The 12,706-nt window shown below is 44.8% G+C and carries 13 protein-coding genes; 6 read left to right on the forward strand and 7 right to left on the reverse strand.

Going from position 1 to position 12,706, the window contains the following annotated elements:
* Positions 1-36: 36 nt before the first annotated feature.
* Positions 37-987, reverse strand: coding sequence for a LysR family transcriptional regulator (locus tag AKJ31_RS18165; protein WP_053410492.1), 951 nt, complete (start codon positions 985-987; stop codon positions 37-39).
* Positions 988-1,114: 127 nt separating this feature from the next.
* Here AKJ31_RS18165 and AKJ31_RS18170 point away from each other — a divergent pair, with 127 nt between their 5' ends.
* Complete coding sequence (locus AKJ31_RS18170) at positions 1,115-1,801, forward strand: DJ-1/PfpI family protein (RefSeq protein WP_083439992.1); 687 nt, start codon at positions 1,115-1,117, stop codon at positions 1,799-1,801.
* Positions 1,802-1,916: 115 nt separating this feature from the next.
* Entirely contained in the window at positions 1,917-2,468 is a 552-nt protein-coding gene (locus AKJ31_RS18175; protein WP_072161395.1) for a sigma factor-like helix-turn-helix DNA-binding protein, read from the forward strand.
* A 39-nt stretch (positions 2,469-2,507) separates the two neighbouring features.
* On the opposite strand, the gene AKJ31_RS18180 is transcribed toward AKJ31_RS18175, so the two are convergent.
* A complete protein-coding gene (locus tag AKJ31_RS18180) occupies positions 2,508-3,065 on the reverse strand; it encodes a helix-turn-helix domain-containing protein (protein WP_053410526.1) in 558 nt (185 codons plus the stop codon).
* Positions 3,066-3,209: 144 nt separating this feature from the next.
* Between AKJ31_RS18180 and AKJ31_RS18185 the strand changes: the two genes are divergently transcribed.
* Positions 3,210-3,827: a LysE family translocator gene (locus tag AKJ31_RS18185; RefSeq protein ID WP_053410527.1), complete on the forward strand. Its 618-nt coding sequence runs from the start codon at positions 3,210-3,212 to the stop codon at positions 3,825-3,827.
* A 110-nt stretch (positions 3,828-3,937) separates the two neighbouring features.
* On the opposite strand, the gene trpS is transcribed toward AKJ31_RS18185, so the two are convergent.
* Entirely contained in the window at positions 3,938-4,960 is a 1,023-nt protein-coding gene (gene trpS / locus AKJ31_RS18190; RefSeq protein ID WP_053410494.1) for a tryptophan--tRNA ligase, read from the reverse strand.
* Between the two features lie 676 nt (positions 4,961-5,636).
* On the opposite strand from trpS, the gene AKJ31_RS18195 reads away from it, so the two are divergent.
* Both AKJ31_RS18195 and AKJ31_RS18200 read left to right on the forward strand, forming a co-directional pair.
* The gene (locus AKJ31_RS18195) at positions 5,637-6,320 is read left to right on the forward strand and encodes a hypothetical protein (protein ID WP_245639070.1); all 684 of its coding nucleotides are present in this window, start codon (positions 5,637-5,639) and stop codon (positions 6,318-6,320) included.
* Positions 6,313-7,437: a helix-turn-helix domain-containing protein gene (locus tag AKJ31_RS18200; RefSeq protein ID WP_053410495.1), complete on the forward strand. Its 1,125-nt coding sequence runs from the start codon at positions 6,313-6,315 to the stop codon at positions 7,435-7,437. Before AKJ31_RS18195 ends, AKJ31_RS18200 begins: the two co-directional genes overlap by 8 nt.
* 247 nt (positions 7,438-7,684) lie before the next feature.
* On the opposite strand, the gene AKJ31_RS18205 is transcribed toward AKJ31_RS18200, so the two are convergent.
* Complete coding sequence (locus tag AKJ31_RS18205; RefSeq protein ID WP_053410496.1) at positions 7,685-8,500, reverse strand: AraC family transcriptional regulator; 816 nt, start codon at positions 8,498-8,500, stop codon at positions 7,685-7,687.
* Between the two features lie 102 nt (positions 8,501-8,602).
* On the opposite strand from AKJ31_RS18205, the gene AKJ31_RS18210 reads away from it, so the two are divergent.
* On the forward strand, positions 8,603-9,409 hold the full coding sequence (locus AKJ31_RS18210; RefSeq protein ID WP_053410497.1) for a sulfite exporter TauE/SafE family protein: 807 nt from the start codon (positions 8,603-8,605) through the stop codon (positions 9,407-9,409).
* Positions 9,410-9,411: 2 nt separating this feature from the next.
* Here the strand turns inward: AKJ31_RS18210 and AKJ31_RS18215 are convergent, their stop codons facing one another.
* From AKJ31_RS18215 to AKJ31_RS18225, 3 genes are read right to left on the reverse strand one after another with little or no spacing between them, the layout of a single operon-like run.
* Entirely contained in the window at positions 9,412-10,554 is a 1,143-nt protein-coding gene (locus AKJ31_RS18215; RefSeq protein WP_053410498.1) for an ABC transporter permease, read from the reverse strand.
* Positions 10,551-11,711, reverse strand: a complete 1,161-nt coding sequence (locus AKJ31_RS18220) for an ABC transporter permease (RefSeq protein ID WP_053410499.1) — start codon at positions 11,709-11,711, stop codon at positions 10,551-10,553. The genes AKJ31_RS18215 and AKJ31_RS18220 overlap by 4 nt, the downstream gene beginning before the upstream one ends.
* An 11-nt stretch (positions 11,712-11,722) precedes the next feature.
* Positions 11,723-12,700: an HlyD family secretion protein gene (locus AKJ31_RS18225; protein WP_053410500.1), complete on the reverse strand. Its 978-nt coding sequence runs from the start codon at positions 12,698-12,700 to the stop codon at positions 11,723-11,725.
* Positions 12,701-12,706 lie beyond the last annotated feature (6 nt).

Consider the following 12,706-nt stretch of genomic DNA (forward strand, 5'->3'; position numbering starts at 1 on the left):
TGAAATGCCACCAATGCCCTTACAAACCTCCAAAAGCTATGATTCCGGTTGATAAACCTTTAATGATTCAGCCCAAGTTTTTAGCGGGGTTTCTCCCTGATCTTGGATAGCTTGGGTGAGAAAGTCGATGAATACTCTCACCCTCGCTGGCAAATATTCTCGCTTGGCATAAAGGAGATACACACCTGTTCCGCTTTGGCGAACACTTGGGAATAGAGGCAACAGGCGACCTGATTTCAACCAGTCTCTAGCGATAAAATGCGGCATTTGTGAAAGCCCTAAACCGTCGGCGCAAAGCTCAGCCATCGATTCCCCATCATTGACGATAAAGTTGTTGAAGGGATCATACTCACTCTCGCCATTCGATTCTGGCATCTTGATCGGTAACAGTTTACCCGTTTGCTTAAAGCGAAAACGTATCCATGAATGATCGTTAAATGATTCAGAACCACGTGGGACGCCGTGTCGTTCCAAATAATCTTTACTGCCACAAATGATAAGGTCGATGGGGCTGAGTTGTCGGACAATTAACTGACTATCTTGAACTGAGCCAGACCGAATCGAGACATCAATTCCTTGCTCAATAATATCGACGTAAGCGTCGTCATAATGAATATCAACGCTGATATTCGGGTAGCGCAAGCAAAACTCTTTTATCAACGGACGGATATAAAGCCGGCCATAGGAAACGGGCACATTGATCTTGAGCGTACCCGATAACTCATCATTCTGACGCTTTAACGCCTCTTCACAGGCGGTGAGTTCTTCTAAAACAAGTCTTGCGGTGTTTGCGTATAAGCGTCCACCTTCGGTCAAGCGGAGTTGCCGCGTAGAGCGCTGGAAGAGCTGAATACCTAAATCACTTTCAAGTCGATGGATGGCCTTGCTCACCGTAGAAGGGTCGGTGCCATAGCTTTTGGCTGCCGCCGCAAAACTTCCGCCATCTAGAGTCGCGATAAAAAAGCGCAAAGACCGAATCTTATCCATACCGTGAGTCAATTCTATTCATGAATATTGTTCACTATAGATAGTGGAAAGCGGGTCTTCAATCACTAATTTGCCTAAATATAATGGAACTCAACAACTTGATGCTCTAATAACGAGGTAAAAAATGATGGTGAAAAATGGATTAAAAGTCTTACTCCGCACGTCGGTAGCAGCGTTGATCATGTTCTTCTCGGTGGCGACATCTGCAGAAGCCGCGGATAAACGAATCGGTATTCTGGTCTATGACGGCGTACTAACATCGGACGTGACCGCGCCTTTGGAAGTGTTTGGTGTCGCGAGTCGACTGACTTGGTTTAGTGACTATGAAGCGATCACGGTTTCAGTCTCGGACCAGAAAACAATCACCACCGAAGAAGGCTTAAAGATTGGTGTCGATGCTTGGATAGGGGAGCTTCCAGAGTTGGACGTGCTCATTCTAACTTCCAGCTACGATATGGACCCACTTATCGAGAACAATCAGTTAATCGAGTTTATTCAAGCAACGTCGAAAGAGGCTGACTGGATGGCGAGCAACTGCTCAGGCGCGTACCTGTTGGCGGAAGCTGGTCTTCTGAATGGCAAAAAAGCCACAACTTGGGCTGGTGGTGAATCTGATCTACAAAAAGATTACCCAGCGGTGAAAGTGCAGGTGAATCAGAACTTTGTTGTCGATGATAAGGTCATTACCTCGAACGGTAGTCTCGTCAGCTATCAAGCGGCGTTAAAGTTACTTCATCTTATGAGTTCGGAGTCCAAAGCGCAGGAAGTCGCCGACGCGCTTCAATACTCGCGCTTTTCCACTCAACCGTTTTAAGGGTGTTTGATTGGGGAATGGCTAGAGCGAATAAGGATCTGGGTGCTAGGTAATGTTAAGCATCGAATCAAAAACGTATTCGCCTAGCTGTTCCTGACTAAAGGTTTAAATGGCGATGACTGACTTATTGAACAAGAGAGACCGAGTAGCACCTGACCTTTGCACTGTGGACAAACAGAGCCGCTATGAAGCGGTTGTTCAAGATACGTATCGAACCATTTACCGCTACGCTTTTTGGCTGTGCATAGAGCAGAAAATGACGGAAGAGTTAGTACACGCAACTTATCGCGAAGTGTGGCATCGTCTCGACAGCTTAAAAAACGAAACAAGCGTTATATTGTCGCTTATCTCTATTTTGCGTATGGAGTACACAAAGCGTCTTGCGTGCTTTGATTGCAACAAACGTGACGGAAAATATTGTTCGTCATCGAACAGTGAGCACCACATGCTCCAACAGCAGATAATGATTCTGCCATTGGAATACCGCGAACCGTTGGTGCTGAGCTTAATGGTTAGGCTGAACAACGCGCAAATCTCCGAGGTTTTGGGAATTAGCGCCAATACAGTCGAGACTCGTTTGTTTAACGCACGTATGCAACTGAAGAAACAACAGGATGATCACGCGTTGGCCACCTTAACCTGCAGTAGTGCAACGCCAAGTGTATAAGTACTTAGATCGAACCTAAATCGTCGAGTAGGTAATTGGTTATCGATGTTCAGAGATCAATATTGCACGTGTTCCTTCTTGTAAGGCTTCAAACATGTGCGGTAAATCTCCCGGATAACAAATGTAATCACCTTCATTTAACTCATAGCTTTCTGAGACCAAGCCAAGTCGCGCGCTTCCTTGCATAATCAGGACGTGCTCGATCACTCCCTGATTGTGTGGCTCCGAGTAATGCGGTTGCCCAGGCGCAACTTCAATCATGTATATATCTCGATTGGCATTCGGCGGACATGCAGCAAGCAAAGTCGCTTGGTAAGTCTTACGTTTTGATGCAACGGTTACGCCTTCCCCGTAGCGAATCACTTTTATCTCTTGCTTGGGGGCTTCAAGCAAGCGGGAGACTGGAATATCAAGCACCACACAGATAGCCCACAGCGTTTCTATACTCGGGTTTCCGACGCCGTTTTCTAGTTGTGACAAGGTCGATTTAGCAATGTTCGCTTGTCTGGCAACCTCCGCAATACTCAGCCCTGATCGCTTTCTTTCTGAACTTAATGTAGCGGCAATTTGTGCAATAGGTGGTTCATTTTTATGCATGGTTAAAAGCCAGGTAAGAAAAACTTCGTTCATTATAACAAACGATCGTTTTATTGACAGTACGGTTGTTCTTGTTCATTATAAAAATCACTTGTTCAGTTAAATGAACGAAATCAGGACAGCCAACATCAAGAGGGAATGGAATTGGACTACATGATATCTATAGCGCTATTTGCTATCTCTGCCTCGGTGACGCCTGGCCCCAATAACATTATGGTTATGACTTCGGGATTGAATTTTGGTGTTAAAAAGAGCTTACCTCTGCTTACAGGAATTTGTGTCGGGTTTGCGATCATGCTTTTGCTGGTTGGTTTAGGGTTCAGCCAACTCTTTAACATGTTCCCTCATCTGAGCTTGATTATAAAAATAGTAGGGACAGCGTATCTTCTTTATTTAGCTTGGCTTATTGCGAGCACTAGCTCTGTCGCTAACGGAAACCAGCAGGCAAGGCCTTTGGGTTTCTTGAAAGGCGCTATTTTCCAGTGGGTGAATGCGAAGGCTTGGGTCGTCGCGATTGGAGCGATTTCAGCATTCACAACAGTAGGGGAGCAGTACGCAACTCAAAACCTTACAATTGCGACAACATTCTTTATTGTTTCGTTTCCCTGTGTTGGGGTTTGGCTCATGTTTGGTTCTTTACTGCGTCAAAAATTAGAGAATCAAACCTATTTACGTTGGTTTAATATCTCAATGGCTTTGTTACTCGTGATTTCGGTTTTGCCTGTCGCTCTCGATGTATGGTCGCAGTTAACGGCTGTTTAGGTGCAGTTCGGAAACAAAGTCGAATCCCGTAAACCCATTTAGTTCAGCTTTGCATATTAGAGCCAGCGGAGATCTCGCCGGCTCTAATCTGTTTTGTTAAAACAAGCTATTCAGAAAATATTCAGCCCAAAGATCTCTTTAACATCAAACAGGATCTTTTCTGTTTTCTCTCGAGAGATTTGGCTTCCTTTGGCTAAAATATCAATCAGCTGAGCTTTATCACTTAAATACTCTGCGCGCCTTTCTCTTATTGGTCTAAGCATGTCTTGCAAGCACTCTTCCAATACCTTCTTGGTTGTCCCGTCACCAAGGCCACCACGTTGGTAGTGTTCTTTGAGCTGACTTACATAAGCCTTATCTTGATGAAAAGCATCTAGATAGGTAAACACGACATTTCCTTCGATATTCCCAGGGTCTTTAACTCTTAGGTGGTTTGGGTCGGTATACATTGATTTGACTGCTGCGGTTATCTCTTTTTCACTCGCGCCGAGGTTAATCGTATTGCCCATCGACTTAGACATTTTGTTTTTTCCATCGGTACTAGGCAGGCGAGGCGAGTTACTCAACAATGGCCTGCATTCATTCAAAACCGCGCGTCCTGCTAGCGAGTTAATCTTTCTTACAATCTCATTGGTTTGTTCAAGCATTGGTAATTGGTCATCGCCAACCGGAACCAAGGTTGCATTAAAGCCGGTGATATCGGCTGCCTGAGAGATGGGGTAGGTTAAAAAGCCAGCAGGAATAGAACGTTCAAAGCCCTTGTTTTGAACCTCATTTTTGACCGTTGGATTTCTTTCTAAACGGCTGATGGTGACTAGGTTGCTGTAATACATAGTCAGTTCCGCAAGGGCAGGTAGCTGTGATTGAAGACAAATCGTCGTTTTTAAAGGGTTGATGCCAACAGCCAGATAATCGGCAACCACATTGAGAATATTAGAGGAGACTTTTTTCGGGTTATGGGCGTTGTCGGTAAGACCTTGCATATCAGCAACGAGGATAGTTTGTTCGTGGATTTCTTGTAGCGCGACTCGTTGCTCTAAAGAACCAACATAATGACCGAGATGCAGTGGGCCTGTTGCTCTATCGCCAGTCAAAATAATTTCAGGTTTGTCGGTAGGTTGCTTGGTGTTCATGGGGATATCTCCTAGTTAAAACAGATCGCTACTGGAGATATAAAGAGATTACAGTCTTAGCTACCTTCCAGCAGCTAAAGAATGTAAGAATTCAGTGCCGCTCTAATTAGAGCGCCACCAAAAGAAGAATGATGTAGTCGTTGGGATATATTTCATTCAGCCAATCTAACAACAATGATTTAGAAACTCAACCTGTTGGTTAATGGGGATTTATCTTAAAAGACAAATGTTTGGTACTGGTGTGTGGGGTGGGGACTACAGATTAAGGATATGCTGTTGGTAACACGGAGTTGGGCATAAATTGTTTAGAGTCATAAATTAAATTATTGAAGGACGAATAACTTCAGGTATGGCAAATGACGTTGAAAATCTCAGTCTGTTCAGTATTCCTACCCATTTAACGATTATGAGCGAAGGTCTGACCCAACCTCTCCGCACAATCAACATAGTAGTCCTGCCTCGAATCACGCCTAATCCCACCAGCAAAATCACATCTCCTGATTACTCGCATGTTATGACTGACGTCGCCGTCGGGAATTGTTGAGCGTGGTTAGTACGACGACACTGACGAGAAATTAGGGTTAAGTTTGGGGGGAAAGACAGCACCTCCTTTCGTTTCTTGTTTTTCGATCTCGATCGAGGTTAGAATATAGGAAATAGAATTGAGGATGACAAAATGAACTCAGCACTAACCAGTAACGCCCAGACAGAAAAAAGCAATCAAATCGAAGAGCCCCAGCGAGCTCGCTTAGTTTCTAATCTTCCACATATTAAGGAAGCATTGCAACGAGGTTTAAGTGCCAGAAAAAGAATGACTGAAAACAACCCTGTGACAAGTGGTGGTCAGTATTTTTATGGTGATACTATCCGCGCTCTCCGCGAACTACTAAAACCACACGGATATGTTAGAGAGTCCATTCGTAATGTAGAGCTTACGATCAATAAAGAAGAAAAAATTGCAATCTACCTTTGTAGTGCTTGTGAGCAGACTGGAAACCTAGCAGGTTTCCCGCAATCCATTACAGAAAAAGGCGACTTTACTCTTGATCTTTTAGCGCTTAAGTTTGAAGAAAATCTCAACTATGACTTGTTTCCAGAAACCCTTCCTGAGTCGAATCCCAAAACCAAACTAAATTGTGATGTTTGGTTCCTTCTCCATAATTTTGATAAAAATACCAATAAACTTACCGCTGAGCTGGCGAGACCTGTATCCTACAATAAGAGAGGTTACGTGACAGGATTTGATCTTGAAAACCGTATAATTATTGACATGGACAACGAAGAAATCGTTGATTCACAAGTCGATTTCAATGATGAAATTGACTTTGATATCGAAGAAGTAAGTAACGACAATGTTTAATTCATTAAGACTAAAAATTGCTAGAGAAAGAAGAGGATATACAAAAAAGGCGTTGGCCGAACTGACAGGGATTACTACGAGAACGCTTTCAACATATGAAAATAAGGGTCTTCTGGACACAACTGACTCAACCTTAGTTAGTCGTATAGCAGATATACTCAATTACCCTGTTGAATTTTTCTACGCCGATAATCCTGAGCAAATTGTAAAAGAAGGCGTAAGCTTCCGAGCGATGACGAAGCTTAGTGCGTCCAAAAGAGACGCAGCTCTCAGTGCCGGAACATTGGCTGTTGAGTTTAATACCTGGTTAGAAAGTCGATTCAATTTAAAGCAACATGATGTTTTAGATTGCAGCAGCGAAGATTTCGCAGATCCTGAAAGTGCCGCACAACTTCTACGGGAACATTGGGGCTTAGGTGAACTGTCTATTTCTAACATGATCCACCTTTTGGAATCTAAAGGTGTGCGCGTCTTTTCATTGACAGAGAACTGTGTAGAAGTAGATGCATTCTCATTTTGGCTAGACGAGAAGCCTTTCGTTTTTCTGAATACAATGAAAACGCCAGAACGCAGTCGTTTTGATGCTGCCCATGAACTTGGTCATCTAGTGTTGCACAAACATGCATCCAACAACGGACGCCAAGCCGAGGAACAAGCAGATCGATTTGCGTCAGCATTTCTAATGCCGAAAGGAAGTATTCTTGCGAAAGTACCTTCATATCCTTCTCTAAACCAGCTGTTGAAGTTGAAGAAGCATTGGAAAGTATCATTAGCGGCTCTAATACGAAGAACTTTTGACTTAGGCTTGTCATCCGAGTGGCACTATCGTCAATTAAATATTGAACTATCAAACTGTTATGGCAGGAAATCAGAGCCGGAGGGGTTAGAGAGCAGGGAAACATCTTTAGTATTTCAAAAGATTTTCAATAAATTGAGAGAAAAAAATATATCTCGGACCGAAGTACTCAATGAGTTGAAACTACCTCAAGATGAGCTTTCAGCCTTAACATTTAACAATCCATTTTTTCTGTTTAAGGCTGTTGTATCAAAAGTCAGAAATGGGAAAGCTACCCTTTCCAGTAACACCTCTCAGCCAACTCTGAAAGTGGTTAACTAGCGACACATATACACAGAGGGATCAAACTACAGATCCCTTTTCTTGCTACCCTTTACGTTTTGTATCTCTAAACTAGTAAATTATCGGAAACAACAATTAGAGCCATAGCTCATTTAGGGTGCACCTTCACACCTCTGAACATAAATAAGTTAGGGTCTGTGTTCTGATTTGTCTGTATTGATATGTACATGCATACCCAATACAGACAACACATAACCAAAGCACTAACCCAGAATGCTATTGGCAGTTATATACCGCGGTTCGAAAAGTAACGCGTGGGTGACTCACCGTAGACCCGACGAAACATCGCGATAAAGTTACTTGGCGTTGAATAGCCTAGAGCATAGGCGACATCTCCAATTGATTCTCCGCGTGCCATCATTTCTAACGCATGGATTAGCAGTATCTGTTGCCGCCATTCGTTAAAACTCATGTTCAACTCATTTCGAATTAACCTTCTTAACGTTCGAGATGAAATGGCTCCTATACGTGCCCAATGCTCGACAGAGTTTTTACTGTTTGGGTCAACTAAAATCGCTTGAGTTACCTTTTGTAACCTTGGGTCTTTAGGTAATGGGAAATAAAGTGATTCGTGAGGGCTGGTGCAAATTTCATCAGAGATAACGGCAAGTACACGTGAATGCTGTGCAGATATTTCTTCTGTTTTGCTCCAAGTGGACGCCCTGTTCGATAGGACTTTCAAGACATCACTCATTTCAATCACGCAAGGTTTCGTTGGAAACTGATTACAGCTCTCGGGAGTGAATAGTAATGAGCGACCTTTGAGAGAACCACAAAAATACACACTGTGCATAGCGCTTGGAGGAATCCACCCCGCACGGTGAGGCGGTAGTATCCAGGTTCCTTCATCCGTTTTAACTTGTATCAGCCCTTCATCGATGCACAGAAGCTGGCCTCGATAATGCTTGTGCCAATTATGCGGCCGCTGATCCAAATGACTGAAGTCACTCCGTTCATGTTGCCATTCTTTGACTATTAACGCTGCGCCATTTTCCCATTCACTGTAATCACAGTTTGTCGTGTTCTCTGCGTGTTTTAACATTGGCCACTATTCATTATTTTCTGTCCTTTTAACGTTACCATGACAAGGTAGCTTTCGAGTAACATTTTCGCAACTAACATCTTTATCGAAGGCAGAACCAGGATGAACGAACCTATCTTTATCTTTTATTACATTACAGCAGGCTTGGGGATTGGCTTTCTCGCAGGACTCGTTGGCGTTGGAGGAGGAGGAATGGCTGTTCCTATTTTTGCGTTTCTGTTTTCAATGCAAGGAATAGCGGATACGGAAGTCGTTCACCTAGCACTAGGGACGTCGATGGCTTCGATGATCATTACCACATTGGGTAGTATGCGCGCTCACTACAAAAGAAAGAATGTCGACTCAATCATGGTCATAAGAATGTTGAGCGGGGTTCTAGTCGGGACATTTTGCGCGACGTTCTTAGCGTCATATTTACAGGGTGTCTATCTAGCCGGATTTTTCAGCGTATTCATGTTGTATGTTGCTTATAAGATGTTTCGAAACACAGAGCATGAGTACAACCCAAATCCACATGGAGCTATCGGTAATATAACCGTTGGGTCAGTGATTGGTTCCATTTCAGCGCTTGTCTCTATAAGCGGCGCGGGCTTAATTATCCCTTATCTTGTTCAGCAAAATTTTGAGGTGAAACGCGCTATTGGCACATCCGCTGCGATAGGTTTCCCTATCGCACTGTCTGGAAGCCTCGGCTACATGTTCAATGGTTGGGAGAATACCGACTGGAGCAACTTAGTTTTAGGATACATATACCTTCCTGCAATGATTAGCTTCTCCGTTAGCAGTTACTTGACGACTAGCCTCGGCGTTCGCTGCGCTGAGTATTTTCCAAGTAAAGTACTTAAGAAGATAGTAGGCATTCTGTGTGTTCTTCTAAGCTTTAAAATGTTGCTACAAGTATTAAATTGAGACTATTTTCTAAAGTCTTTGTTTAAACTTCTTCTAAATGCGAGATAAGAAAATACGCTCCACACAGCTGCCAACACCCAAAGTTGAAGATAACCTTCGCGGATTTGTGTCCAGTCGGCGCCCATTTGATTTAATGCTAAGAAGCTTTGGATTGCTGGTGTGCTTGGGAATAGTTGTGACAGCCAGACGATAGGTGATGGGATCATCTCCACTGGCCAGATAAAACCTGCACTGAAGATAAGTGGCATAGAGCTAATCAATACCACCAAGGTGACTAACTCTCGCCTTGGTGTGACTGAGCCAAGCCAGATGCCGATCGCGCATGAGCTGATAAAAAACGGCAGCATTAACGTTAAAAGCTCACTCGCATGAGCGAGTTGGTTGACGCCGTGCATGGTAAAACTTGCGCCGAAGTAATACATACTCAGTAGGTAGTAGATAACGATAAGAACGGCAAAACGTACCGCAAGCAATTGCGCTGGCCGTGCGCTGCGCCAGTAACCGTTACCAAGCTTTTGGCTGCCGACCATCAAACCTGCGGCCATTGCCAGCGTTTGCTGTAGAATCAACACAAATACTGCAGGAACAACGTAATCAACGTAACCCATACGCGGGTTAAAGGTTGGTTTTAAATTGAGCTTGGTCGCCGAGTATTGCTCAGACGCTAAGGCGAGTGGTTGACCATCTAGCACTAACTTACTCACGGTTGTTTGCGCCGCCAAAGTTCCGCCGGCTTTCGCCAAACCTTCGACGATTGTGCCGTAAACCAAAAAGTAAGAAGCATCACCGGCATAAGCGAGAGTAGGGCTTTTGCCCAACAAAATGTCTTTATAGAAGTGTTCAGGAATAACCAAAATACCGCTGATTTCACCGCTTAAGAATGCATTACGTGCTTGTTCTATAGTGTGGTCGCGTCTGACTACTTTTACTTGTGGCGTCGCATCCACCATTCGTTCGAGCTTGAAACTGGTCTGGCTCATATCCAGATTCACTACGCTGATCAGCTGCTCTCTTGGCGTTTGATTGGTGTAGGGTAACGGATACAAAAACGAGTAAAACACGACGCCACCAAACACCGTGAGCACTACAACAGGGTTAGTCAGTAGCGCTTTAAGTTCTGCTTTGAGGAGTTTGAAAACACTCATACCGACTCCTTAGTTGCAGCGGCGTTGTCGTTCTTGAGGTGTTTGCGAATCAGCAAGATACAGAGTAACAATGGCAATAAGTAGCCAAACATTGGCAACAAGTGAGTAAGCGATTGATGCCAGCTAAGCCCATAACTGACTTGGCTTACTTGTACCTCAATGTAGTGGCTAACAGGCAGTAAGCTGCGCCACCACTGAGCAAGGCTGTTCATGTCGGTGACTGGGAACGTGATGCCCATAAAAGCAAAGCTTGGCGCGGTAAAAGCGCCAGCAAAACTCATTGCGCGCGCTGGGTCTAGCGTGAGTAAAAAGAACAGACTGCCCATAATCACGCAGGCGAGAATCGTGACCCATTGAGCGCAAAGGATCACCGCGAAGCTACCGTTCATCGGCCATTTGAAACCCAAATAGAACCAAAGTAAAAAAGCGAAACCTTGTAGAGCGAATACCGGGGTATAAGGCAAAAGGGTGTAAAGCACTGATGAGATAGGTCTAGAGCCAAGCCAATGGTTTAAGCCTTTGTCTCTGTGGTTGGCGGCTAATATCAGAATCGTACTCACCACCACAATGATCTGCCAAAGCGCAGGAATAATCGCAGAGAGTAAAAACTGCGCATAGTTGGAGTTTTTATTAAACAGCGGCGTAATTTGCGTTCTGACGGGCACGGCTTGTCCTATCGCAGATAGCCATGTCGCGTCGCCTTTTACCAAATGTCCAATGGTGCTTAGCTGGGCGTTAAACGTTGCCTGTGCTTGGGTAAACGCAGAACTGAGCAACTTGCCAACCAAGATCATCTGGCTGTTGTAATAAACGCTAACTTGCGGCGTAAACTGCTTGTAGATGTCTTGGTCAAACTGAGTTGGGATAACCGCGTACGCGTAAATATCACCTCGGACCAACGCCTCTTTTGCTTGCGATACATCGGAATATTGCGCGTGTACCTGCATGGTGGAAGTGGCATCGTAGTAGCGAATCAACTGCTGCGAGAGCGTTCCCGGTGTTAAGTTCACCACACCTATGGGCAAATCGCGGGCGATTCCATGTGAGAATACCGCCCAAATCATCACCGCCAAGGTGACCGGAATCCAAGTTAAACTAGACAACAGCCATTTATCGCGGTGAATGATTGCTAATTGTGAGGTAATAAGTTCACGCATTACACAGCCAACTAGTTGAGTTCAACGGCTAAGCTCATACCCATTCTCAAACCCTCGACAGGTTGAGTAGGGCGGGCTTCCACTTCAAAGGTGCGTAGGTCAAACCCCTGTGATGCGTCGGTAGAACGCCAAGTGGCAAAATCACCCATTACCGCGACGTGCGTTACTTTGAATGTCACGTTTTTATCGAGTGCAGGCAAATAAGCGTCAAACGTCGAATCTTTGTTGAAGTGTTTTAGGTAGTCTTCACGCACGTTCAGTACTGCCCAAGAGTCTTGGGTATCAATCACAGTGACAACGGGGAAGCCTTGTGGCGCTAACTCGCCGCTTCGTAGCAAGACCTGTGAGACTTCACCGTTGAACCAACTCTTGATTGAGGTATCTTTCGCGTAGGCTTCAACTTCCGCTACTGCGCCAGCAGCCATGCGGGCTTTTTCTGCTGCCGCGACTTTGGTCTCGTTACGCGCACCTTCTTTGGCCATTTCATACATCTGTTGCGCCGCGCTTTCAGTGTACTTTGCGGCGTCCCACTGGGTTTTCGCTTCGTCACGTTTTTGTTCTGCAATCACGCCATCTTTGTACAGGTTGTTTACGCGAAGGTAGGTTTTCTCCATCAGTGCCGCCGCGGCTTTCGCTTTTAACCATTGGTCTTTCGCGGCTTGAACTTGTTGAGTTCGTGCGCCTTTCTCGGCTTCTAATGCCAAGGCTCCCGCCGCCTTTTCGCCCGCTTTTGCTTGTTCCAACTTGGCTTCAATCTCTGGGCTGTGCAGGGTGAAAATCAATTGGCCTTCTTCAATTACATCCCCTTTACGCACCAATACCTGATCGATTCTACCCGGAACTTTGGAAGAGATGCTGTACTGCTGAGATTCAATTTGCCCTTGTAGTCGAACCGGTTTTGGCTGATATGCTTGATAGAAGCTGTATCCGACCCAAGATGCCAGAGCTAACGCGGCTGCAGTAAGTACGAGTGGTTTAGCGGTTTTCATCTTAGA

The organism is Vibrio hepatarius (genome assembly GCF_001274785.1).
Lineage (GTDB): Bacteria > Pseudomonadota > Gammaproteobacteria > Enterobacterales > Vibrionaceae > Vibrio > Vibrio hepatarius.